Origin of the sequence: Streptomyces sp. NBC_00569 (genome assembly GCF_036345255.1) — a bacterium.
Classification (GTDB): domain Bacteria; phylum Actinomycetota; class Actinomycetes; order Streptomycetales; family Streptomycetaceae; genus Streptomyces.
Genome location: NZ_CP107783.1, coordinates 6,848,847 through 6,872,499, shown reverse-complemented (window position 1 = coordinate 6,872,499; position 23,653 = coordinate 6,848,847). Strand labels below are relative to the sequence as shown.

Below are 23,653 nucleotides of genomic sequence, written 5' to 3'. Positions count from 1 at the left end.
CCTACAGGCCGGACTCGGACGTGCGCACCAGGATCCGGTGGCAGTTCTCGCAGCGCACCACGGAGTCGGGCGCCGCGGCCCGGACCTCGTTCAGCTCGGTGATGTTCAGCTCCAGCTGGCAGCCCTCGCAGCGGCGCTGGTAGAGGCGGGCCGCACCGACGCCGCCCTCCTTGACGCGCAGCTTGTCGTAGAGCTTCAGCAGGTCGTCGGGGACGGAACCGGCGACGATCCCGCGCTCCTTCATGGCCGTGGCCGTCTCACCGTCGAGCTCCTCGAAGGAGGCGTCACGGCGGGCCGTCGCGTCGTCGATCTTGCCCTGGACGGAGGCGACCCGGCCGGTGAGCTCCTCGAAGCGCTCCTGCGCGGACTCGCGGCGCTCCATGACCTCGAGGACGACGTCCTCCAGGTCGCCCTGGCGCTTGGCGAGCGAGGCGATCTCGCGCTGGAGGTTCTCCAGGTCCTTGGGGGACGTGACGGCGCCGGAGTCCAGGCGCTGCTGGTCACGGGCGGCGCGCTGGCGGACCTGGTCGACGTCCTGCTCGGCCTTGGTCTGCTCGCGGGCGCAGTCGCTCTCCTCGGTCTGCGCGGCGACGTGCAGGTCGCGCAGCTGCGTGAGGTCCTTGTTCAGCGATTCGATCTCGGCGTGCTCGGGCAGCGACTTGCGCTTGTGCGCGAGCTGCGACAGTCGTACGTCCAGGGCCTGGACGTCGAGAAGTCGGATCTGGTCGGCGGGCGCGGCGTTCAGTTGGGGGCTCCAGTTGGGATCGGTGTGGCGTTGGACGCCGCGTGGGCGGTCCAGGGGTCGGTGACCGTCTTCGAGACGTGGACGCGAAGTCCCCATCCCTTGCGGTCGGAGATCTCGTCGAGCTGGGCTGCGGCCAGCTCGCACCAGGGCTGCTCGGTGGCCCAGTGGGCGGCGTCGAGCAGGGCGAGCGGGCTCTGCTCGCGCGCCTCGGAGGCGGGGTGGTGGCGCAGGTCCGCGGTGAGGAAGGCGTCGACGCCCGCGGCGCGCACGTCGTCGAAGAGGCTGTCACCGGAGCCGCCGCTGACGGCGATCGTACGGATCGTCGCGTCGAGGTCGCCGCTGACGCGGATGCCCTGCGCGGTGGCGGGCAGCCGGTCGGCGGCCAGGCCGACCAGTTCGCGCAGGGTGAGGGGGTGTTCGAGTTCGCAGATCCGGCCGAGTCCGCGGCGGCCCGCCGGGTCGGTCGGGTCCGGCACGAGGGGCCCGGTGACCCGGAGGTCGAGGGCTCCCGCGAGCGCGTCGGAGACGCCCGGGTCGGCACGGTCGGCGTTGGTGTGCGCGACGTGCAACGCGACGTCGTTCTTGATCAGGGTGTGGACGACGCGGCCCTTGAAGGTGGTGGCGGCGACGGTCGTCGTGCCGCGCAGATAGAGCGGGTGGTGCGTGACCAGGAGGCCGGCGCCCAGCTTCACCGCCTCGTCGACGGTCTCCTGGACGGGGTCCACGGCGAACAGCACCCGGGAGACCTCGGCGTCGGGGTCGCCGGCGACCGTGCCGACCGCGTCCCACGACTCGGCCCGCTCGGAGGGCCACAGCTTCTCGAGCGCGGCGATGACTTCAGACAGACGGGGCACGGTGAAAGGCTACCTTCCCTCCATGCCCCGTCGGCCCTGGCTCACGTACGGCCGCGGCCGGGGGCGGTACGGGCTCACGTACCGCTACCGGCCACCGACAGTCGGCTACTTGACGAGGTAGCCGTGCAGGTCGTCGAGGACCAGGTTCGCCGCCGTGACACCGAGCCCCAGGTACCAGGTCTCGTCCGGGACGTCCTTGGCCTGTCCGCTCTTCACCGCGCCGAGCTTCTTCCACAGCGGGTTGCCCTCGGCGGTGGCGCGGTCGGTCTTCTTCGCGTCGCCGTAGACACCGGTGAAGATCCAGTCGGCGTCGGCCTGGTCGATCTTCTCCGGGCTGACCTCCGTGGCGAGGTCCACGACCTGCTGGTTCTTGGGGCGCGGGATGCCGGCGTCGTCGAGGATCGTGCCGATGAAGGACGCCTTCGCGTAGAGGCGGATCATGCCGGGCATGTAGCGCAGCATCGTGACGGTGGGCTTCTTCTCGCCGATGTCGTCGCCGAGCTTCTTCGCCTTCTTCTCGTACGCGGCGAGGTTCGCCTTGGCCTCGGCGGTCTTGTCGAGGGCGGACGCGTTGAGGAGGTAGTTCTCCTTCCACGTGAAGCCGGGGCGGATGGAGAAGACCGTCGGGGCGATCTTGGAGAGCTGCGGGTAGAGCTTGGCGGCGCGCAGCTCGCTGCCGAGGATCAGGTCGGGGTGGAGATTGGCGATCGCCTCGAGGTTGAGGGAGTTGATCGTGCCGACGTCCTTGGGGGTGCCCGCCGTCTTCTTCAGGTAGGACGGGACGCCGTCGTCGCCCTCGGTGGGGGCGTAGCCGACGGGCTTGACGCCGAGGGACGCGACGTTGTCGAGCTCGCCGACGTCGAGAACGACGACCCGCTTGGGCTGCGCCTTTATCTCGGTCTTGCCCATGGCGTGCTCGATGGTGCGCGGGAACTGGCCGGCCTTGGCGGTCGTGCCCATCTTCGCGGTCTGCGAGGCCGCCTTGGCGAAGTCCTCGCCGCCCTGGGCGACGGCCTTGGAGCCGCTGCCGTTGTCGGACTTGCCGGAGCCGGCGGACGAGCCGGAGTCGCCCGACCCGCAGGCCGCGAGCGACAGCGCGGCGGCCACGGCGAGGGCTACGGCGGTGGTGCCGCGGGTGCGAGGACTTGTTCGCAGGGCCATGGGTGTTCCAGCTCCGAACTTCGTGGCGTCAGGCCGCCTCAAATATGGTTAGGCAAACCTAACATCAGGCACTTCCGGTCGTGCCAGCACATCCGACCCACCCCTTTCAGGCAGATACGGACATGGCCACCCTTTGGTGTGAAGCCTGAGCCGTGAGTGCCACGGCAGCGCGTACGAAAACTAGCTTCGGCTCGGACGAACCGGAGGTGAGTGATCCCATGACGGCCTTGGCGATCGAGCCCACGACGGAGCTGGAGAGCGGACCGGGCCCGGCAAGCGGACCGGCCCCGGACAGCAGAAACGATCCGGAGAGCGGACAGGACCCGGACCCGGAGCCGAGCGGGGTCCCGGACCGGGAGGACGGGCGGGCGCCGGAGAGCCGACCCACCACGCAGCACGGGCAGCCGCCCGAGAGCGAGCCCGCCACCGAGTACAGCGGGGCACCCGAGAACCGGCCCACCACGCAGCACGGGCAGCCGCCCGAGAGCGAGCCCGCCACCGAGTGCGAGCCGGCCCGGGACGCCGGTACCCGGCCGGACGGCACCCCAGGACCGGTGAGCCTTCAAGTTCCTGACGGCACCCCAGGACCGGAGTACCCGCAAGCCCCGGAGAGCGGCCCAGCCCCGGCGCAGCTGTCTGCCCCCGGTCCAGCCCCGGCGAGCGTGCAGCCCCTTGTCCCCGGTCCAGCCTCCGTAAGCCCGCAACCCCCTGCCCCCGCCCCCGTGAGCGCGCAGACACCCGGCTCGACCCCGGCGAGCGTCCCCGAGCCCGCACCCCCCAGTTCTCGCCCCGCCTGTGTCATCACCGCCGACGGGGCGTACGCCGCGCGGCTCGCGTCCGACGGCACGTCCTGGTTTCCGGAGCGGTGGACCCTGGACGGGCCCGAGCCGTACGCGGTGCCGTTGCCGGGGAATCAGCCGGAGGAGCCCGGGACGGAGGTCGTCCCGATGGGCGACGGGCGTGTCCTCATCCGGCGACTGGTGGACGGCCGGCACTCCTTCTCGCTGCTGTATCCGACGGGTCCGCGCACGGGCGAGGTGCCCCTCGGGGCGGTGAGCGGAGGGGAGTTGACGCTGCTCCCGCCTGCGCCGGGCGGCAGCTGCGCGTACGCCATCACCGTGGGCGAGCGGTCGACGGGCGTGTGGATGGTGGCGGGCGGGGCGTTCGGGCCCGAGTTCGTGGCCGAGGTCCCCGGGCGCTGTTCGGGCGGGGTGTGGCTGGACCGCGCGGGCCGGATGCTGGCGCTCGACCGGTCCCTCGACGGGGGTCCCGTCAAGACGGTCGCGGTGGATCTGGGGCGGGGCGGAGAGGTCACGCCGCTGCTCCAGATCGCGGAGTCGAGCGCGGACCGGCTGGTGCTCGCCGACCCGGACAGCGGGCTGCTCCTGATCCGCTCGGACGCGCCGTCGCCCGGCCATGAGCGCCTCGGCTGGGGTGTGCTGGGCTCGACGCTGCCGGTGCGCTTCCCGGAGTGTCTGCGCCTGACCGACTGCGCGGTGACGCCGTTCGCGATCCAGCCGGGCCAGACGCTGATGCCGGAGAGCTGTGCGGTGGCGCTGCGGATCGACGGCGCCGCGGGCACCTGGCTGGGCCTGTGGCGGCCCGCCGGGCGCCAGATGCATCAGCTCGCCGCTCCGCAGGGCTGGCTGGCGGGCGCGGGCCTGTGGACACGCGACGGTGAGCTGCAACTCCCTTACGCCACCGAGTCGGTGCCCTGCGGGATCGCGCGCACGTCGGTGCCGGAACCCGTCGAGGAACGGGCCCCGCAGACGGCGCCCGGGCCCCCCTCGGCGGCCCGTCCCGTCCCGCTCCAGCAGGCTCCTCTCGCCGGTCTCGTGCGACGCGCGGCACCCGCCGGTTAGACTCGCACGGCTGTTTGAAGGATCTTGTTACGGGGTGAGTTTTCGATGGCCGAGACGATGAACGCGGAGATGACCACGACGGAGTCCAGGGAGGCGGCGGACCGGTCCGCCGGTCCCGGCCGGCACCGTGGTGGTGTGTCCTCGCGCGACGAGAACGCGGCGCCGCACGGCCGGCACCGCAAGGACCAGTCCGACCAGGGCTGAACGGCATGACGGAGGGGCCCGGAACCGAATGGTTCCGGGCCCCTCCGTCATGGGGTCAGGCGTGTTTGAGGCCGAGCACCTCGGCCGCGGCGAACGTCTCGTTCGGCGGCCGGTCCGCGTAGTGCGGGGTGAGCAGCGCGTCCAGCTCCTCGTAACTGAACGCGTCCTTCGCGGTGTCGAACTTGGCGGAGACCTTGGGGCGTTCGACGACGGCGACCATGCCGCCGTGCACGACGAGCAGCTGGCCGTTGACGTTCCCGGCGGCCGGGGACGCGAGGTAGCCGACGAGCGGGGCGACGTGCTCGGGGGCCAGCGGGTCGAGCTCGCCGGCTCCGGGCTCCGCGCCCCTCTTGATCGGATAGACGGCCGCGAAGACGTCCTCGGTCATCCGGGTGCGGGCGCGGGGGCAGATGACGTTGGACGTGACGCCGTACTTGCCGAGGGCGAGTGCCGTGGAGGTCGTCAGGCCGACGATGCCGCCCTTCGCCGCCGCGTAGTTGGGCTGTCCGGCCGAGCCGGCGAGGAACGCCTCGGACGAGGTGTTGACGATGCGGCCGTAGACCGGTGCTCCCGCCGCCTTGGAGCGTGCGCGCCAGTGGACGGACGCGAAGTGGGTCGTGTTGAAGTGGCCCTTGAGGTGGACGCGGATGACCGTGTCCCACTCGTCCTCGCTCATCGAGAAGATCATGCGGTCGCGCAGGATGCCCGCGTTGTTGACGAGGATGTCGAGCTTTCCGTACGTGTCGACGGCCAACTGGACCAGCGCGCGGGCCTGTTCGTGGTCGGCGACGTCGCCGAGGTGGGCGACGGCCCGGCCGCCCGCGGCCCGGATCTCGGCGGCGACCTCCTCGGCCGGGGTGGCGTCGGCGCCGCCGGATCCGTCGCGTCCCGGCTGTCCGAAGTCGTTGACGACGACGCTCGCGCCGAGCCGGGCGAGTTCGAGCGCCTCCGCCCGGCCGAGGCCGCGGCCCGCGCCGGTGACGATCGCGGACAGGCCCTGAAGCGGCAGTGACTCTGAAGCCATCGGGGATCGGGGTCCTCTCTCAGATTTCGATGCAGGTGCGCAGCGCGGTGCCCGACCGCATCTGCTCGAGGGCTTCGTTGATCTCCCCGAGCTGCACGCGGTGCGTGATGAGGCTCTCCAGGTCGATGCGGCCGGCCCGCCACAGGGCGATGGCCCGCTCGTAGGACGTCAGGACGTCGCCGCCGCCGTACATGGACGGCAGGATCTTCTTCTCGTCGAAGAACAGCTCGAACATGTTGAGCTGGAGGAAGTCGTCGAGGGCGCCCGCGCCGACGATGCACAGGGTGCCGCCGCGCCGCGTCGTCTCGTAGGCGGTGCGGGCCGTGGCGGACTTGCCGACGACCTCGAAGACGTAGTCGAAGCCCTCGCCCGCGGTGATGCGCTGCTTGGCGTCGCCGAGGGCGTCGGGGGCGACGGCCTCGGTGGCGCCGAACCTGAGCGCGGCCTCGCGGCGTGAGGCGACGGGGTCGACGGCGACGATCTGCGCGGCGCCCTTGAGCCGGGCGCCCTGGATCGCGGAGATGCCGACGCCGCCGCAGCCGATGACTGCGACGGACGAACCGGCCGCCACGTCCGCGGTGTTGATGGCGGCGCCGAGCCCGGTGGTGACGCCGCAGCCGATGAGGGCCGCGATGTCGAAGGGCACGTCGTCGGGGATGGGCACGGCGCAGCCCGCGTCGACGACGACCTCCTCGGTGAAGGTGCCGGTACCGGCGAAGCCGAAGACGTCACCGCCGGGGCGCTTGAAGTTGGGGGTGCCGGCGTTCATGAACCCGGCGAGGCAGAGCTGGGTCTGGCCGCGTTTGCACGCCGGACAGGCGCCGCAGGCCGGGAGCCAGCAGACGAGGACGCGGTCGCCCGGCTTGACGTTCGTGACGCCGTCGCCGACGTCGAGGATCTCGCCGGCGCCCTCGTGGCCGGGGATGAAGGGGGCGGGCTGCGGCAGCACGCCGTTCATGGCGGACACGTCGGAGTGGCACAGTCCGGTGGCCCTGACCCGGATCTTCACCTTGCCGGGGCCGAAGCCCACCGCCTCGACGTCGTCGAGTACCTCGAGTTTGTCCTGGCCTATCTCGTGCAGTACGGCTGCGCGCATGGCGTGCGGCTCCTCTCCCGAAGGGTCCCGATGGGGTCAGGCGTGTTCGACGATGGTGTCGGCGAGTACGGGTGCCTCGTCCCGCTCGACGGCGGTGACGGTGACCTGGATCCGGCCCTCGGAGCGCCACATCCGGATCCGCAGCGTCTCGCCCGGGAAGACGACTCCGGTGAACCGCGTCGCGTAGGACCGCACGCGGGACACGTCGCCGTCGAGCAGCGTGTCGACGACCGCTTTGAGCGTCATGCCGTAGGAGCACAGGCCGTGCAGGATGGGCCTGTCGAAGCCGGCGAGCTTGGCGAACTCAGGGTCGGCGTGCAGGGGGTTCCAGTCGCCGGAGAGCCGGTACAGGAGTGCCTGGTCCTCGCGGACGGGGCGGTCGACGGTGCGGTCCGGTTCGCCGGTGGGTGCTTCGAGTCGGGTGGTGGGTCCGCGGTCGCCGCCGAAGCCGCCCTCGCCGCGGACGAAGATCTGCGCGTCGCTGGTCCACAGGGGGCCGTCCGCGTCGGCGACCTCGGTGCGCAGGACGAGGATGGCGGCCTTGCCCTTGTCGTGGACGGCGGCGACCCGCGAGGTGGAGGTCGCGCTGCCCTTGACCGGGATGGGCCGGTGCAGTTCGACGCTCTGCCCGCCGTGCAGGACGTGGGCGAGGTTGACGTCGATGCCGGGGGCGGAGAGGCCGCCGACGACGCCCATTCCGGCGCCGGCGACGGTGGCGAAGCTGGGCAGGACGTGCAGCCGGGACTCGAGGGTGTAGCGCAGCTCGTCGGGGTCGGTGGCGGGGGTGCCCGCGCCGAGGCCGAGGTGGTAGAGCTGGATGTCCTTGTGGTCCCAGGTGATCTCGGCGGACCGGGGTTCGGCGGCTACGGCCTTGGCGGCGTCGATCGGCATCAGACAGAGACTCCTTGTGCGGGAAAGACCTCGGTGCGGCCGTCCGCACCGTCGGTCGCACCGAGGTCGTTGCTGGGCCGGAGGAACTCTGGTGGAACGCCACGCGCCCGTTCTAGAACGCGTTCCAGTCCGGCGATCCCATGTATAGCCAAGACCACGGCAGTTGGGAAGACTCCTGACGCTATGTCAGATCCGGGGTGCGTGCGGCCGGGCGGGCGGCCGTGACATTTGTACTGCCCGGCTCCGTACAACCGGCATCTGCCGTGCCGGACTCCCGGCCCGTAGCGTCCCTGTCATGACGAAGACAGACGGGACACCGGTGGCCGTGTCCTTCACGGGGGCGGTCAAGACATTCGGCGCGGTGCGCGCCGTCGACGGGGTCGATCTGGAGATACGGCGCGGCGAGACCGTCGCCCTGCTCGGCCGCAACGGCGCGGGCAAGTCCTCCACGATCGCCCTCCTGCTCGGCCTGGACACCCCGGACGAGGGGACGGTCTCCCTCTTCGGAGGCACGCCGGAGCAGGCGGTGCGCGCCGGTCAGGTCGGCGCGATGCTCCAGGAGGGCCGAGCGGTCCCCCGGGTCACGGTCCGTGAGCTGGTCTCCTTCGTGGCGGGCCGCTATCCGGCGCCGATGCCCGTCGCCGACGCGCTCGCGCTGGCCGGCATCGAGGAGCTCGCGCAGCGGCGCGTCGACAAGCTGTCCGGCGGCCAGACCCAGCGGGTCCGGTTCGCCGTGGCCCTGGCCGGGAACCCGGCCCTGCTCGTGCTCGACGAGCCGACGGCCGCCCTCGACGTGGAGGCACGGCACGCCTTCTGGACGTCGATGCGGGCCTACGCGCGGCGCGGCCACACGGTGCTCTTCTCCACGCACTACCTGGAGGAGGCCGACGCCCACGCCGACCGGATCGTCGTCATCGACCACGGCAAGGTCGTCGCGGTGGGCTCCGGCGAGGAGCTGAAGCGGGCCGCGGGCGGCAGCCTCGTCTCGTTCGACCTGGCCGGGCGCGGCACGGAGGGCCTGTTGCTGCTGCCCGGCGTGACGGCCGTGGAGGTCCGGGGAGACCGGGCCAGGCTGCGTACGGACGACTCGGACGCGACGGTGATCGCGCTGGCCGCACTGGACGCGATCCGGGGCCTCGAGGTCGCGCCGGCCTCGCTCGACGACGCGTTCATGGCGCTGACCAGCGGTTCGGACGGCCGTCCCGGCAGCGGCTCCGACGACCGCACCGGCAGCGGTTCCGACACGGATCTGGAGACGGTTCGATGATCGACTACCTGAGGCTCGAAGTGCGCAGGACCCTGCGCGACACCATGTTCGTGATCTTCGGTGTCGGGATGCCGGTGATGATGTACGTGCTGTTCACCAACCTCGGCGAGAACGACCCCGAGTGGAAGACGATCTCCATGGTCGGCATGGCCGCGTACGGCGCGGTGGGCTCGGCCCTCAGCACCGGCGGCGGGGTCGCCGAGGACAAGACGATCGGGTGGCTGCGGCAGCTGCGGGTCACCCCGATGACGCCGCGCCAGGTGGTGGCGGGCCGGGCCCTGACGGGATCCGTGACGGTACTTCCGTCGATCGCGGCGGTGCTCGTCGCGGGCGGCCTGGTCAACGGGGTGCGGCTGGACGTATGGCAGTGGGCCGCCGTCGCGCTGCTGCTGTGGCTCGGCTCGATCCCCTTCACCCTGCTCGGTCTCGGCAACGGCTACCGGCTGACCGCGCAGACCACGGGGGTCGCGAACATGGTGTGCAACCTGGGGCTCTCCGTCCTCGGCGGCCTGTGGTTCCCGATCGCGCTCTTCCCCGGGTGGCTGCAGTCCGTGTCGTCGTACACACCGACGAACCGGTTCGCGCAGCTCGGTACGGCCGTGGCCGACGGGCACGCGCCGTCGGCCGCCGCGGTCACGGTGCTCGCCGCCTGGCTGCTGGCCTTCGGTTCGTACGCTGTGGTGTCGTACCGCAGGGCCGCGCGGACCATCTGAACGGGGAGCTGGGGAGCCATGTCCTGGAAGCACCGAGTCACCTGCCGGATCGTGGAGCTGCGGGACGCCCGCCAGGAGTGGAAGGCGGACCGGGACGTGTGGAAGGCGGAGTGGCGGGCCGGGGGCAAGGGCGCGAAGAACAGCGGGGCGGCTGACCAGGGCGGGCCCATGGGCCCGCCGCCGAACGGATTCGCGCTGCTGCCCTGGCTCCTGATGGGGCTCGGCGCCTTCTCGAACCTCCTCCAGGGCAAGACGGCCAACCCCTGGATCGGCGGCATCGGCCTGTTCGTCTTCAACAGCCTCTACATCTCGGTCGTGTTCCAGGCCTTCGACAAGAAGCGGCGCGAGGCCCGCTACACGCTCCTGGCGCTGATCGCGATGGGCCTGCTCACCTGCGGGCTGGCCATCGCCTACGGCGGCAGCTGGCTGATGTTCTTCCCGCTGCTCGGCCTCGCGGTGGGCGCGGTCGTGCGGGGCCGCCGCCTCGGCCAGGTCGCCCTCGGCCTGAGCGCGCTCGCCGGGACCATCGGCGGCCTCAAGGAGGGCTGGGACGCGCTCAACATCGCGTACGGCACGTTCCTGTCCACGATGGTGACCGCCGCGATCCTCTCCCTGGCCGAGGCGGTACGTGAACTGCGCGCCGCGCGAGAGGAGTTGGCGCACCGTGCGGTGGAGCAGGAGCGGCTGCGGTTCTCCCGCGACCTGCACGACCTGCTCGGGCACACGCTGTCCGTGATCGTGGTGAAGTCGGAGGCGGCCCGCCGGCTCGCCCGCCGCGACCTCGACGCGGCGCTCACGCAGGTGTCGGACATCGAGTCCGTCGGCCGGCAGGCGCTGACCGAGATCCGCGAGGCGGTCACCGGATACCGCGAGGGCAGTCTCACCACCGAGCTCGACCGCGCCCGCTCGGCGCTCACGGCGGCCGGGATCGAGCCTGTCGTACGCCAGTCGGGCCCGCCGCTCGCCGCGCAGACGGAGGCGCTGCTCGGCTGGGTGGTGCGGGAGGCCGTCACGAACGCGGTGCGCCACAGCGGGGCGGCGCGCTGCGAGATCTCCGTGGACGGCAACCCGGAGCGCGTACGGCTCAGGGTCCACGACAACGGGCGCGGCGCCGCGGCCGAGCCGCCCGAGCCGGGCGTCGGCGGTACCGGCCTGCGGGGCCTGACCGAGCGGCTCGGCGCGGCGGGCGGCTCCCTGGAGGCGGGGCCGGCCACGCGCGGCTTCACGGTGACGGCCGAACTCCCGGTCCTGCCGGGCGAAGTGGAGCCGGACGCGGTGCCGGTGCCGGAACGCGCGGGGTGACGGCGCGCGGGTCGCTCTACCCTGGGCCCGTGAACGAGATGCCCCGGGACCACCGGCCCGCGAAGTCCGTACGAGTGCTCCTCGCCGAGGACCAGGGCATGATGCGGGGCGCGCTCGCGCTGCTGCTCGGTCTGGAGGAGGACATCGAGGTCGTCGCTCAGGTCGGGAGGGGAGACGCGATCGTCGGGGCGGCGCTGGAGACACGGCCCGACGTGGCGCTGCTCGACATCGAACTGCCGGGCCGCAGCGGCCTGGAGGCGGCGGCCGACCTGCGTGAGCAGTGCCCGGACTGCCGGGTCCTGATCCTGACGACCTTCGGCAGGCCGGGCTATCTGCGCCGGGCGATGGAGGCGGGCGCGGCCGGATTCCTGGTCAAGGACGGGCCGGTGGAGGATCTCGCGGAGGCGGTCCGGCGGGTCCTGCGCGGCGAGACGGTCATCGACCCGGCGCTCGCGGCGGCCGCGCTCAGCGCGGGCCCGAACCCGCTGACGACCCGCGAGTGCGACGTCCTGAAGGCGTCCGTGGACGGGGCCACGGTCTCCGACATCGCGGGCAAGCTGCACCTGTCGGAGTCGACGGTGCGCAACTATCTGTCCTCGGCCATCGGCAAGACAGGGACCCGTAACCGCATGGAGGCGATGCGGGAGGCGCGCCAGCAGGGGTGGCTGTGACGGCCTCCCGGCCCCTCAACTCACCGTCTGCCGGCTTTCCTTCGCGCGCGGCATCCACGTCACCAGCAGGACCACCGCCACCAGGAGGATCCCCGCGCCCCAGCGGAACGCGGCCGCGTACCCGTCGGTGAGGTCCTGGGCGCCGGTTCCCCCGCCGGAGCGGCCGGCCGCCACGGTCGACAGGATCGCGAGCCCCAGCGAACCGCCCAGCGTCCGCGAGGTGTTGACGAGTCCGGACACCAGACCGGCGTCCCCGGGCGCGGCCCCCGATGTGGCGAGCGAGGCCAGCGGCGTCATCGCGAGCCCGGCGCCCGCCATCATCACCATGCCCGGCAGCATGATCGCGGTGACGTAACCGCCGTGCGAACTCATCGTCGACTGCCAGGTGAACCCGGCGGTCGTGACGAGCACGCCGGACACCGCGACGGCCCGGGCGCCCGCGCGGCGCATCAGGCGCGGGGCGATCTTGGATCCGGCGACGACGGCGAGCGAGCTGGGCACGAGGGCCAGGCCGGCCTCGATCGGGGTGTAGCCGAGGACGTTCTGCGCGTACAGGGTCATGAAGAACCACATCGCGAAGCTGCCCATGCCGCACACGAACATCGCCGCGTTGGCCGCCGCGACCGCGCGGACCCGGAACAGGCCGAGCGGCATCAGCGGCAGCCGCGTGCGCGCCTCGACGGCGAGGAACGTCACGATCAGCGCCAGGGCGACGCCGAGCGGTATCAGGGTCGCGGCGGCGCCCCAGCCCTCGGCCTCGGTCTGCACGACGCCGTAGGCGAGGGTCGCGGTGCCCGCCGTGACGAGGACGGCGCCCGGCAGGTCGAGGCGCCGCTCGCCGCCCGCCTTCGACTCCTGGATCCAGCGGGCGGCGGCCGTGAACACCAGAGCGCCCAGGGGGACGTTGATCAGCAGCACCCAGCGCCAGTCGAGGCCCTCGGTGAGCACGCCGCCGACGAGGCCGCCGGCCGCGCCGCCGCCCGCCCCGACGGCGGTCCAGGTCGCGATGGCCCGGGCGCGGGCGGCGCCCTCCGGGACGGCGGACGTCAGGATGGTGAGCGTCGACGGCGCGAGGACCGCGGCGCCGAGCCCTTGGACGGCGCGGGCGGCGAGGAGCTGCCAGCCCTCCTGCGCGAGGCCGCCCGCGAGGGAGGCGAGCGTGAAGAGCCCGAGCCCCACGAGGAACATCCGCTTGCGCCCGAAGAGGTCGCCGGCCCGCCCGCCGAGCAGCATGAACCCGGCGAACGCGATCGAGTAGGCGTTGACCACCCATTGCAGCCCGGTGGCGCTGAGCCCCAGGTCCGCTCGCATGGACGGCAGGGCGACGTTGACGACGGAGACGTCGAGGACGACGAGGAACTGTCCGGCGCAGGCGGCGGCCACGACGAGCCAGGTGGGCGGCGCGGCCTTGCGGGCGGTCGTGGTGTCGACAGGGGCTTCAAGCATGAGTGTCATGGTCGCAGGCCACTGTCGGTCCGTACATCAGGATTTCGGCGCACCCGGCGCTGGTCCGCGGGGACTAGGACCCGTCCCCATGGGCCTAGGACCTGCGCAGCATCGTCACGACGGCGGCGCCGCCCAGACCGATGTTGTGGGCGAGTCCGACGCGGGCGTCCCGGACCTGTCGCGCACCGGCCTCGCCCCTCAACTGCCAGGTGAGTTCCGCCGCTTGGGCGATGCCGGTGGCGCCGAGCGGGTGGCCCTTGGAGATGAGACCGCCCGACGGGTTCACGACCCAGCGTCCGCCGTACGTCGTCCCGCCCTCCTCGACGAGCTTGCCGGAGGCGCCCGGCGCGCACATGCCGAGCGCTTCGTAGGTGAGGAGTTCGTTGACGGAGAAGCAGTCGTGCAGCTCGATCACGTCGACGTCCTCGATGCCGAGCCCGGACGCCTCGTAGACGCGGGTGGCGGCGGCGCGTGACATGGGCTGTCCGACGACGTCGATGCAGGAGCCGGAGGCGAAGGACTCCCCCGTGTCGGTCGTCATGGCCTGGGCGGCGATCTCGACGGCCTTGTCGCCGAGGTCGTGGAGTTCGACGAACCGCTCCGACACGACGACGGCCGCCGCCGCGCCGTCGGAGGTGGGTGAGCACTGGAGCTTGGTGAGCGGCGCGTGGATGGTCTTCGCGGCGAGGATCTCGTCGACGGTGTACGGGTCCTGGAACTGGGCGTACGGGTTGTTCACGGAGTGCCGGTGGTTCTTGGCCCCCACGGCGGCGAGCTGGGCCTCGGTCGTGCCGTACTTCTCCATGTGCTCGCGGGCCGCGTCGCCGAAGATCTGGGCGGTGGGCGGGGACATCTCGAAGCCGTGCTTCGCGGCCATGACGCCGTAGTGCCGGGCGACCGGTGACGTCTTGAAGTCTCCCCCGTCGGCTCCCCCGCCGAGCGCGCCGCGCTGCATCTTCTCGAAGCCGAGCGCCAGTACGCAGTCGTTGATGCCGCCCTCGACGAACTGCCGGGCGAGCATCAGCGCGCTCGACCCCGTCGCGCAGTTGTTGTTGACGTTGTAGACGGGTACGCCGGTCAGGCCGAGTTCGTAGACCGCGCGCTGCCCGGCGGTCGAGGCCTGGAAGCAGTAGCCGACGGGGACCTGCTCCACGTCCTCGTAGGAGACGCCGGCGTCGTCGAGGGCCTTGGTCCCGGCCTCCTTCGCCATGTCCCAGTACTGCCAGTCGCGGCTCTCGGGCTTCTCGAACCTGGTCATTCCGACGCCGACTATGTACGCCTTGCCCATGGAAACGGCCTCCTGCCAGTATCTGACGAGTCGTCAGATACTGGCAGGAGCGGGCCGCCGAGGGAAGGGCTTCCCCGGGCTTGTGCGACAGGCTCAGCGGAAGGCGGCGTGACCCGTGAGCGCCTGACCGAGGGCGAGGGTGTGCATCTCGGTCGTGCCCTCGTACGTGAGCACGGACTCCAGGTTGTTGGCGTGGCGGATCACCGGGTACTCCAGCGAGATGCCGTTGGCGCCGAGGATCGTGCGGGCGGTGCGGCAGATCTCGATGGCCTCACGGACGTTGTTCAGCTTGCCGAAGCTGATCTGCGCCGGGTGGACACCGGCGGGCGAGTCCTTCAGATCGGCCAGGCGCAGCGCCGTCAGCGTCGCCTTGTGCAGTTCGAGCGCCATGTCGACCAGCTTCTGCTGGGTGAGCTGGAACGCGGCGATCGGCTTGCCGAACTGCTCGCGCTGGCCCGCGTAGTCGGCGGCCGCCTGCCAGGCCGAGCGCGCGGCGCCCGTGACGCCCCACACGATGCCGTAGCGCGCCTCGTTCAGGCAGGTCAGCGGCGCGCCCACGCCCCGCGCCTCGGGCAGCCGGGCGGACGCGGGCAGGCGTACGCCGTCGAGGACCAGCTCGCTGGTCACGCTCGCCCGCAGCGACATCTTGTGCTTGATCAGCGGCGCCGAGAAGCCGGGGGTGTCGGTGGGCACGACGAAGCCGCGCACGCCGTCCTCGGTCTGCGCCCACACGACGGCGACGGCCGCGACCGAGCCGTTCGTGATCCACATCTTGCGGCCGTCGAGGATCCAGTCGTCGCCGTCACGCCGCGCGCGCGTCGTCATGGACGCCGGGTCGGAGCCGTGGTCGGGCTCGGTCAGGCCGAAGCAGCCGATGGCCTCGCCCGCGGCCATGCGCGGCAGCCACTCCTGCTTCTGCTCCTCGGAGCCGAAGCGGTGGATCGCGAACATGGCCAGCGAACCCTGCACGGACACGAAGGAGCGCAGACCGGAGTCCGTCGCCTCCAGCTCGCGGCATGCGATGCCGTACGCGCGGGCCGACATGCCGGCGCACCCGTAGCCCTCCAGATGCATGCCGAGCAGGCCCATCTTGCCGAATTCGCGGGCGAGTTCGGGCAGTGCGGGCAGCTCCCCGCTCTCGAACCACTCGGCGATGTGCGGCTCGACCTTGTCGTCGAGGTACTGGCGGACCGTGTCGCGCACGGCCCGCTCCTCGTCGGTGAGGAGCGCTTCGAGGTTCAGCGGGTCGACGGGGTCGAGGGCGGCGAACGGCATGATCAGGCTCCTTGAGGGTGGTCGAGCAGGCGGTCGATGGCGGACTCGTCGTAGCCGAGTTCGGTGAGTATGTCCCGGCTGTGCAGGCCGAGGGTGGGCGGGGCGGTGCGCACCGCGGGGCGCTCGCCGCGGAAGGTGACGGGGAACGCGACCTGCTGGAGCGGGCCCACCTCCGGGTGGTCGACCTTCTGCACCATGCCGAGCGCCTCGGTCTGCGGGCAGTCGTAGACCTCGTCGAGGGTGCGGATCGGCGCGACCGGGACGCCACGCGGCTTCAGCAGGGCGCACCAGTTGGCCACGGTGTCGTCGACGAGGACGGATTCCAGCTTGGCGTTGAGAGCCGTGCGGTGCGTGACGCGCGCGCGGTTGGTGGCGAACCGCGGGTCGTCGGCCCACTCCGGGTGGCCGAGCGCCTCGCTCAGCTTGCGGAAGAGGCCGTCGCTGCCGACGGCGATCACGAAGTGCCCGTCGGACGCCGGGTAGGCCTGGTACGGGACGAGGCTCGGATGGCCGGAGCCGAGGCGGGTGGGGCGCTCCCCGGTGGCGAAGTAGCCGGTGGCCCAGTTGATGTGCAGGGCGAGCTGGGACTCGTACAGGGAGGTGGTGACGTACTGGCCGTGGCCCGTGCGCTCGCGTTCGACGAGGGCGGCGTTGACGCCGATGAGGCCGAAGAGGGCGGCGCCCAGGTCACCCATCGCGTAGCCGGCCTTCACGGGCGGCCCGTCGGGTTCGCCGGTCAGGGACATCAGGCCGGCCGACGCCTGGGCCACCATGTCGTAGCCGGGCTCGTCGCGCAGGGGGCCCGTGTCGCCGAACGCGGAGATGTGCAGGATGACCAGCCGCGGGTAGCGCTCGCTGAGTTCGCGGTAGTCGAAGGCGCGGGCGAGCGAGCTGCCGGGGCGGAAGTTCTCCACCATCACGTCCGCGTCGGCGAGCATGCGGTGGACGGCCTCCTGTCCCCCGGGGGACTTGAGGTCGAGGGTGACGGAGCGCTTGTTGCGGTTGGCGGCCAGGTAGTAGGTCGCGTCGGGGCCGTTGAAGGGAGGGCCCCAGGCGCGCGTCGGGTCGCCGCCGTCGGGGTGCTCGACCTTGATGACGTCGGCGCCGAGGTCGGCGAGCGACATGGTGACGTAGGGCCCGGCGAGGATCTTGGACAGGTCCACGACCTTCATACCGGCCAGCGGTGCGGCGGGGCGGGGCTGCTCAGGCATGTGCGGCGGGCTCCTTCACAGTGTTCTCCTTCGCCGGGATCTCCTGCGCCGGTGAGGGCGCCACCCGTCCACCCTCGGCCAGTTCGGCCAGGTGGTCCAGTGCGGCGCGGGGCGGGGTGTCCGGGTCGTCGAGGAGCGCGGTGCAGGTGCGGGCGACGAGGAGGGCGCGGCCGTTGCCGGTGGTCTCCGTCTCGTGCGCGGCCTGGTCGTACAGGAGGGTCTCCATGACGGCGCGCGTGAGCTCGTCGGCGTAGCGGCCGATCCTCATCTCCTGTTCGTCCGTGGGGAGTTCGAGGAGTGCGTCACCCTTCTTGCGCAGCAGCTCCCAGCGGCCCCGCGTCTCGGCGCGGTCGCCGTACGTGTCGGCGAGGGTGCGGTGGGCCCCCTGGCGGCGCATGCAGCGCAGCACGTCGAGCGCGATGACGTTCGAGGAGCCCTCCCAGATGGAGCCGAGGTGGGCGTCGCGCACGAGCCGGGGGTTGACCCAGTCCTCGATGTAGCCGTTGCCGCCCCGGATCTCCATCGCCTCGCCGGTGACGGAGCGGGCGCGCTTGCACAGGGTGTGCTTGGCGAGCGGGGTGAGGACGCGGACGAGCTCGCGGGCCGCCCCTCCTTCGCCGTCGGCGGCTCCTTCGTCCGCGGCCGTCAGGCGCGCGGCCGCCTCCAGGACGAGCGCGAGCGCGCCTTCCGTGTCGATGATCATCGGCAGGAGCGTGGCCCGCATCAGGGGCTGCTCGAAGAGCGGCCTGCCGAAGACGTGGCGTACGCGGGTGTGGTCGACGGACTCGCGGACGGCGCGGCGCATCAGGGCGGCGGCGCGCATGGCGTTGGACAGCCGGGAGACGTTGAGCATCTCGGCCATCTGCCGGAATCCGTGGGTGAGCCGGCCGACCGGGGTCGCGTACGCCTCTTCGAGGGTGACCTCGCCGCTCGCGATGGACTTCGAGCCGAGCTTGTCCTTGAGGCGGTCGATGCGGATCGCGTTACGGGTGCCGTCGGGGCGCAGGCGCGGGACGAGGAACATGCCGAGGCCGCGGGTGCCCTCGCCCTGGCCTGGCACGCGGGCGAGGGTGAGGATCACGTCGGCGCCCGGGTTGGACGCGAACCACTTCTTGCCGGTCAGCGTCCAGTGCGCACCCTGGTCGGTGGCGACGGTCTCCGTCAGGCCGACGTCGGTGCCGCCCTGCTTCTCCGTCATGAACATCGCGCCGGTGGCCCGCAGTCCGGGGTCGGTGGAGGAGAGCGCGGCGATCTCGGCCGCGTACCGCTCGGGGTCGAACAGGCGCAGGATCCGGGCGGCCGAGTCCGTCATCGACAGGGGGCAGGCCATGCCGAACTCGGACTGCACATAGAGGTAGGACAGGGCGTACTTGACGGTGTGCGGGACCTTGGACGGCCAGCCGTGGACGCCGGGGCGGTGCGACATCGCGGCGAGCCCGAACTCCTCGTAGGCGATGGCGGCGGCGCGGTCGTGGGCCGGGTGGTACTCGATCTCGTCGACGCGCTCGCCGCCGGGGGCGTACTGGACGAGGCGGGGCGGGTTGGCGTCGGCGAGTGCGGCCTGCCGGTCGAGGTCGCCGGCCGCGAGCGCGCCGAGTTCGGTCAGGAGCGGCTCGACGCGGGCGCGGTCGTCGGCGGACAGGACACGGTCGAGGAAGGGGCGCAGCGCGGGGTCGCGGTCGGCGTAGTTCATCGGGGGATCACTCCGGGTCAGGCGTGGGAGGCGGTGCGGGTGGTGACGGCGGCGGGCTCCTGCGCGGCGGCGGTACGGGCGAGCAGCGGCAGGACACCGACGAGGGTCACGAGGGTGTAGCCGAGGCCGAGCGCGACGACGGGCCAGATCGAGCCGGTGGCGTTGAGCAGGTACTGGGAGACGATCGGCGCGGTCCCGGCGAACAGCGTCGTGCAGAGCTGGTACGAGAGGGACATCCCCGTGTAGCGGACCTCGACGGGGAAGACCCGCGCGAGGATCCCGGCGAGCGCCGCGTAGTACATGGCGTGAGGGAAGGTGGCGAGGCCCATGCCGAGGACGGCCAGCCAGAAGTTCCCCGTCCCGACGAGGACGAACATCAGCGGCAGCACGACGAATTCGGGCAGCAGCATCCACAACACGGCTTTGCGTACGGGCCACTTGCTCGCGAGGACGGCGCCGAAGGGCTGCACGACGACCTGCACGACCAGCGCGAGCGAGATGACGGTCAGGAACGACGTGCGGTCGAAGCCGAGGTCGGAGGTGGCCCAGGACAGGGCGAACGTCGTCTTGACGTAGGTGATCGCGACACCGGCCGTACCGGCGAGCACTCCGAGCAGGACCAGCATCGGCGAGCGGGTCAGGACGTCCTTGATCGGCAGCTTGGACGTCTGCTTGCGCTCCAGGGCCGCGGCCATCTCGGGGGTCTCGGCGAGCCGCAGGCGGATGAACAGGCCGACGGCGACGAGCACGGCCGAGAAGAGGAACGGGACGCGCCAGCCCCAGGACTCGAAGGCGGCGTCCGGGAGCTGGGCGATGCCCAGGAAGGCGAGCGTGGCGAGGAGGTTGCCGACGGGCGAGCCCTGCTGGGCGAACGCCCCGTACAGGAGCTTGCGCTTGGGCGGGGCGTACTCGGTGGCGATGAGGACGGCGCCGCCCCACTCGCCGCCCATCGCGACGCCCTGGATCATGCGCAGCAGCACGAGGAGGACGGGCGCGGCGACGCCGATCTGGGCGTAGCCCGGGAGCAGCCCGACGCAGAAGGTGGCGGCGCCCATCATGGTGAGCGTGGTGACGAGGGCCTTCTTGCGGCCGTAGCGGTCGCCGAAGTGGCCGAAGATCAGGCCGCCGAGGGGGCGGGCCAGGAAGCCGACCCAGAAGGTGGCGAAGGCGGCGAGGGTACCTACGGCCGGCGAGGCCTCGGCGAAGAAGATCTTGCCGAGGACCAGAGCGGATGCGGAGCCGTAGATGTAGAAGTCGAACCACTCGATGGTGGTCCCGACGAAGGCGGTGACACCGGCGCGGCGGGCGTCACGGGCCTGGGTTGCGCTGACCCCGGGGACTGGGGCGTCGTGCTGCATGACGAGCGTCCTCTCGTAGCGGCATCCCGCTGGGGAGGGGACGGGCCGGAGGGGGCGGGGCCACCGAGCGGCCGGGGCCCGTCCACGCTCCGCGCCCGGCGCTCATCGCTCCGTCGCGAGACGTGGATCACTCTGCACCCGCTCATTAGGATGTGTCCAAGACCAATACCGGGCTCCAGTCAGACGTCATCCGTCAAGATGTGAGGCGTCACGCGGCGGCGTCGGGCGCGTCCGGGGGCGTCGGCAGGACTTCCTCCGCCACGCGCAGGACCGCCTGGAGCGGTGCCGAGCGGTTTCCGGTGCGCCAGCCGAGGGCGATGGGGAGCACCGGCACGTCGTCCCCGACCAGCGGGCGGAACACGACGTGTTCCAGATGGATGGCGCGCGCGGACGCCACGACGACGGCGAGCCCGACGCCCGCCCCGACGAGCGCGAGCATGTTGTACGAGTCCGGCGCCTCCTGCGCGATCCGCGGGGCGAACCCGGCGTCGTGGCAGGCCTGCACCATGGCCTCGCGCACCGCCGAGCCGCGGGCGACGGGGAACGTCACGAACGGCTCGTGCGCCAGCTCGGCGAAGTGGACCTCGTCCTGCCGGGCGAGCGGATGACTGTCGGGCAGCGCGAGGACGAGGCGCTCCATGCGCACGACGCGCGCGGTGATCCCGCGCCGCACCGGGAGCGCCACGAACCCCACGTCGAGGGACCCGTCCGCGATCCTCCCGAGCGCCTCACCGGTGTAGGTCTGCCCCTCCAACACCAGCTCGATACCGGGGAGTTCGGAGTTGACGGCGCGGGTGAGCAGAGGCAGCGCGGAGTAGCTGCTGGCTCCGGCGAACCCGACGGTGACCCGCCCCACCTCCCCGAGGTGCGCGGCCTGGACGGTCCTGCGCACCGCCGAGGCCTCGGCGAGCAGATGCCGGGCGGGCCCGAGCAGCGCGTGCCCGGCGGCGGTGAGCCGCACGGTCCGGGTGGTCCGGTCGAACAGCTTGACGCCCAGATCCCGCTCGAGCAGCCTGATCTGCTGGCTGAGCGGCGACTGCGCGATGTGCAGCCGCTCGGCGGCCCGCCCGAAGTGCAGTTCCTCGGCGACGGCGACGAATCCTGAGAGGTGTCTGAGCTCCACGCGGCGACGATACGGCCCAGGGGCGGCCCGGACGCCGGCGAGCCCGGACCCGCGCGAGCCCGGACCTCAGTCGCGAGGCAGCCCCAGGATCCGTTCCGCCACCACGTTCAGCTGCACCTGCGTCGTGCCGCCGGCGATCGTCAGGCACCGCGACATCAGGAACCCGTGGAGGGCACGCTCCCCCGCCCCCTCCCTCAGGGCGCCCTCGGGGCCGAGCAGCTCCAGCGCGAGTTCGGCGACCTTCTGCTGGTGCGGCGTCTGCACCAGTTTTCGTACGGACGCCCCGGGGCCGGGCTCCGCGCCGGCCACCTGTCGCATCGTCGTGCGCAGCCCGATGCAGGCCAGGGCGTGCGCCTCCGTGGCGAGCGCGCCGATCCGCGCCCGGTACGCGCCGTCGAGTGTTCCGGCGCGGGCGATCAGTGCCTCCAGGCCCGTGTCGAAGGTCAACTGGTCGGCCATGTGGACCCGTTCGTTGCCGAGCGTGTTCCGGGCGACGCGCCAGCCGTCGTCCACTTGCCCCACCACGGCGTCCTCGGGCAGGAGCACGTCGTCGAAGTACACCTCGTTGAAGAGCGAGTCCCCGGTGATCTCCTTCAGGGGCCGTACGTCGATGCCCTCGGTCCGCTTCATGTCGACGACGAAATAGGTGAGCCCCTTGTGCTTGGGCGCGTCCGGGTCGGTGCGGGCGAGCAGGATCCCGTGGTCGGCCCACTGGGCGGCGCTCGTCCACACCTTCTGCCCGTTGACGCGCCAGCGCCCGTCCTCGGTGCGCTCGGCCTTCGTCCGCAGCGAGGCCAGGTCGGAGCCGGCGCCGGGTTCGGAGAACAGCTGGCACCACAGGACGTCGCCGCGCAGGGTGGGCAGCAGGTAGCGGTCCCGCTGCTCCGGGGTGCCGTAGGCGAGGAGCGAGGGGACGACCCAGGTCCCGATGCCGAGGTCGCTGACGCGGACGCCCGCGGCGGCGAGCTCCTGCTGTACGGCGAGCTGCTGCACGGGGCCCGCGCCGAGGCCGTACGGCTCGGGCAGGTGAGGCGCCGCGTACCCGGTGGGCGCGAGGGCACGGCGGGCCGCGGCCGGGTCGAGACCATGCAGCCCCTCGACGGCCTCGCGGGCCCGCACCCGGAACGTCTCCGCCTCCGCCGGCAGTTCCAGGCGCAGCTCGCGCCGCGCCCCGCCCTCCGCGAGCCGCACCGCCCGCAGCCGGTGCGCGTCCCCCGCGCCGAGCAGCTGCCGCGCGACGACGGCCCGCCGCAGATACAGATGCGCGTCGTGCTCCCAGGTGAACCCGATCCCGCCGAGGACCTGCACACAGTCCTTGGCGCAGGAGTACGCGGCATCGAGCGCGGCCCCGACGGCGAGAGCCACGGCCAGCTCGCGCGCCGCGCCCCCGTCCGGCCCCTCGACGGAACCCGGCACCCCGGCGCCGGCCTCCCCTTCCTCCGTCTCCGCGCCGGTCCGGCCCTCGCCCGCCGCCCGTGCCGCGTCCCACACCAGCGCCCGCGCCTGCTCGACCCGGACGAGCATGTCCGCGCACAGGTGCTTGATGCCCTGGAACTGTCCGATCGGCCGGCCGAACTGCTCCCGGACCTTCGCGTACTCCGCCGCCGTGTGCAGCGCCCAGGCCGCGACGCCGCACGCGTCGGCCGCGAGGACGACGGAGGCCAGGTCACGGACGGTGGCTGTGTCGACGGCGAGGATCCGGGCGCCCGGCACCAGGGCTCCCCGGGCGGTGATCTCCGCGGTGGGGCGTGTGGGGTCGGCGCTCTCGTGGACGCGGCTACTGAGTCCGGCGGTGTCCGTGTCGACGGCGACCCACACGGTCCCGGTCGCGGACTCGGCGGCCAGGAGGAGCAGGTCGGCGTCGCCCCCGGACAGGACGGGCGGCGCCACCCCGTCGAGGACGAGCCCGTCGGACACGGTGACGGCGGTCAGCGTTCCCGTACCGAGGGCGACGGCGCCGATGCGGTCGCCGGACGCGAGGGACGCGGCGAGGCCGGCGGACCCTGCGTGGCGCAGCACCAGCGAGGCGGCGGCGTTGGCCGCGAAGGGGCCGGGCAGCGCGGCCCGGCCCGCCTCTTCGAGGACGACCGCGAGGTCGACGAGGTCGCCGCCGCCTCCGCCGTACTCCTCGGGGAGATGGAGGCCGAGCAGCCCCTGCCCGGCGAGTCCGTCCCAGTGGGCGGGGCGGCCCGCGGCGACCGCGGGGGCGTCGAGCAGTTTGCGCACTTCCTCGGGCGGGACGGCGCGTGCGAGCCAGCCGCGCACGGCGTCCGACAGCTCCTCTTGCTCCTGCGTGATCGCGATGCCCATGCGGCGCACGGTAGAACACGTTCCAATCTGACGGAAGGTCAGACAGTGGGCGAGACGTGTAATCAAAAGGTAAAGACCTTCAAGACTTCCCCTTGTACGACGCCCGTCGGAATAGTCGCCCCAGGTAACGGGTTCAGCTTGCACGTACCCGACGCGCGA

20 protein-coding genes are annotated in these 23,653 nt (G+C 72.3%); 6 read left to right on the top strand and 14 right to left on the bottom strand.

Annotated features, from left to right (window positions below):
• Position 1 precedes the first annotated feature (1 nt).
• The 3 genes from OHO83_RS30875 to OHO83_RS30865 form a co-directional block, all read right to left on the bottom strand.
• Positions 2 to 745 (bottom strand): zinc ribbon domain-containing protein, encoded by a 744-nt coding sequence (locus OHO83_RS30875; protein WP_266676305.1) that lies wholly within the window; start codon positions 743 to 745, stop codon positions 2 to 4.
• A complete protein-coding gene (locus tag OHO83_RS30870) occupies positions 742 to 1,599 on the bottom strand; it encodes a Nif3-like dinuclear metal center hexameric protein (protein ID WP_266669995.1) in 858 nt (285 codons plus the stop codon). Before OHO83_RS30870 ends, OHO83_RS30875 begins: the two co-directional genes overlap by 4 nt.
• A gap of 105 nt (positions 1,600 to 1,704) precedes the next feature.
• The gene (locus OHO83_RS30865; protein WP_330280042.1) at positions 1,705 to 2,760 is read right to left on the bottom strand and encodes an ABC transporter substrate-binding protein; all 1,056 of its coding nucleotides are present in this window, start codon (positions 2,758 to 2,760) and stop codon (positions 1,705 to 1,707) included.
• A gap of 722 nt (positions 2,761 to 3,482) precedes the next feature.
• On the opposite strand from OHO83_RS30865, the gene OHO83_RS30860 reads away from it, so the two are divergent.
• Together OHO83_RS30860 and OHO83_RS30855 are read left to right on the top strand one after the other, a co-directional pair.
• Entirely contained in the window at positions 3,483 to 4,622 is a 1,140-nt protein-coding gene (locus OHO83_RS30860; RefSeq protein WP_330280041.1) for a hypothetical protein, read from the top strand.
• Positions 4,623 to 4,667: 45 nt separating this feature from the next.
• Positions 4,668 to 4,826: a hypothetical protein gene (locus OHO83_RS30855; protein WP_266670001.1), complete on the top strand. Its 159-nt coding sequence runs from the start codon at positions 4,668 to 4,670 to the stop codon at positions 4,824 to 4,826.
• 55 nt (positions 4,827 to 4,881) lie between these two features.
• On the opposite strand, the gene OHO83_RS30850 is transcribed toward OHO83_RS30855, so the two are convergent.
• From OHO83_RS30850 to OHO83_RS30840, 3 genes are read right to left on the bottom strand one after another with little or no spacing between them, the layout of a single operon-like run.
• Complete coding sequence (locus OHO83_RS30850) at positions 4,882 to 5,850, bottom strand: 3-oxoacyl-ACP reductase (protein WP_266670003.1); 969 nt, start codon at positions 5,848 to 5,850, stop codon at positions 4,882 to 4,884.
• Between the two features lie 19 nt (positions 5,851 to 5,869).
• Positions 5,870 to 6,946 (bottom strand): Zn-dependent alcohol dehydrogenase, encoded by a 1,077-nt coding sequence (locus OHO83_RS30845; protein ID WP_266670005.1) that lies wholly within the window; start codon positions 6,944 to 6,946, stop codon positions 5,870 to 5,872.
• Between the two features lie 36 nt (positions 6,947 to 6,982).
• Positions 6,983 to 7,837: a MaoC/PaaZ C-terminal domain-containing protein gene (locus tag OHO83_RS30840; protein ID WP_329435463.1), complete on the bottom strand. Its 855-nt coding sequence runs from the start codon at positions 7,835 to 7,837 to the stop codon at positions 6,983 to 6,985.
• Positions 7,838 to 8,132: 295 nt separating this feature from the next.
• Here OHO83_RS30840 and OHO83_RS30835 point away from each other — a divergent pair, with 295 nt between their 5' ends.
• Genes OHO83_RS30835 through OHO83_RS30820 form a run of 4 tightly spaced genes read left to right on the top strand, consistent with a single transcriptional unit; the run spans position 8,133 to position 11,790 of the window.
• Positions 8,133 to 9,104: an ABC transporter ATP-binding protein gene (locus tag OHO83_RS30835; RefSeq protein ID WP_330280040.1), complete on the top strand. Its 972-nt coding sequence runs from the start codon at positions 8,133 to 8,135 to the stop codon at positions 9,102 to 9,104.
• Positions 9,101 to 9,817, top strand: a complete 717-nt coding sequence (locus OHO83_RS30830; RefSeq protein ID WP_266670011.1) for an ABC transporter permease — start codon at positions 9,101 to 9,103, stop codon at positions 9,815 to 9,817. Before OHO83_RS30835 ends, OHO83_RS30830 begins: the two co-directional genes overlap by 4 nt.
• Positions 9,818 to 9,835: 18 nt before the next feature.
• Positions 9,836 to 11,119, top strand: a complete 1,284-nt coding sequence (locus tag OHO83_RS30825; protein WP_266670013.1) for a sensor histidine kinase — start codon at positions 9,836 to 9,838, stop codon at positions 11,117 to 11,119.
• A gap of 38 nt (positions 11,120 to 11,157) precedes the next feature.
• The gene (locus tag OHO83_RS30820; RefSeq protein ID WP_266676307.1) at positions 11,158 to 11,790 is read left to right on the top strand and encodes a response regulator transcription factor; all 633 of its coding nucleotides are present in this window, start codon (positions 11,158 to 11,160) and stop codon (positions 11,788 to 11,790) included.
• Positions 11,791 to 11,805: 15 nt separating this feature from the next.
• Here OHO83_RS30820 and OHO83_RS30815 read toward each other — a convergent pair whose 3' ends face one another.
• From OHO83_RS30815 to OHO83_RS30780, 8 genes are all read right to left on the bottom strand, one after another.
• Positions 11,806 to 13,245, bottom strand: coding sequence for a DHA2 family efflux MFS transporter permease subunit (locus OHO83_RS30815; protein ID WP_266670015.1), 1,440 nt, complete (start codon positions 13,243 to 13,245; stop codon positions 11,806 to 11,808).
• An 85-nt stretch (positions 13,246 to 13,330) separates the two neighbouring features.
• A complete protein-coding gene (locus tag OHO83_RS30810; protein ID WP_330280039.1) occupies positions 13,331 to 14,524 on the bottom strand; it encodes a lipid-transfer protein in 1,194 nt (397 codons plus the stop codon).
• A 93-nt stretch (positions 14,525 to 14,617) separates the two neighbouring features.
• A complete protein-coding gene (locus OHO83_RS30805) occupies positions 14,618 to 15,799 on the bottom strand; it encodes an acyl-CoA dehydrogenase family protein (protein ID WP_266670019.1) in 1,182 nt (393 codons plus the stop codon).
• A 2-nt stretch (positions 15,800 to 15,801) separates the two neighbouring features.
• Positions 15,802 to 17,010 carry a CaiB/BaiF CoA transferase family protein gene (locus OHO83_RS30800; RefSeq protein WP_330280038.1) on the bottom strand — a complete coding sequence of 403 codons (1,209 nt, stop codon included), beginning with the start codon at positions 17,008 to 17,010 and terminating at the stop codon, positions 15,802 to 15,804.
• A complete protein-coding gene (locus OHO83_RS30795; protein WP_330280037.1) occupies positions 17,003 to 18,703 on the bottom strand; it encodes an acyl-CoA dehydrogenase family protein in 1,701 nt (566 codons plus the stop codon). Before OHO83_RS30795 ends, OHO83_RS30800 begins: the two co-directional genes overlap by 8 nt.
• A gap of 17 nt (positions 18,704 to 18,720) precedes the next feature.
• Positions 18,721 to 20,061 (bottom strand): MFS transporter, encoded by a 1,341-nt coding sequence (locus OHO83_RS30790; RefSeq protein ID WP_266670025.1) that lies wholly within the window; start codon positions 20,059 to 20,061, stop codon positions 18,721 to 18,723.
• A gap of 208 nt (positions 20,062 to 20,269) precedes the next feature.
• Positions 20,270 to 21,184, bottom strand: a complete 915-nt coding sequence (locus OHO83_RS30785; protein ID WP_329435455.1) for a LysR family transcriptional regulator — start codon at positions 21,182 to 21,184, stop codon at positions 20,270 to 20,272.
• Between the two features lie 66 nt (positions 21,185 to 21,250).
• Positions 21,251 to 23,494, bottom strand: coding sequence for an acyl-CoA dehydrogenase (locus OHO83_RS30780; protein ID WP_266670029.1), 2,244 nt, complete (start codon positions 23,492 to 23,494; stop codon positions 21,251 to 21,253).
• Positions 23,495 to 23,653: the final 159 nt, after the last annotated feature.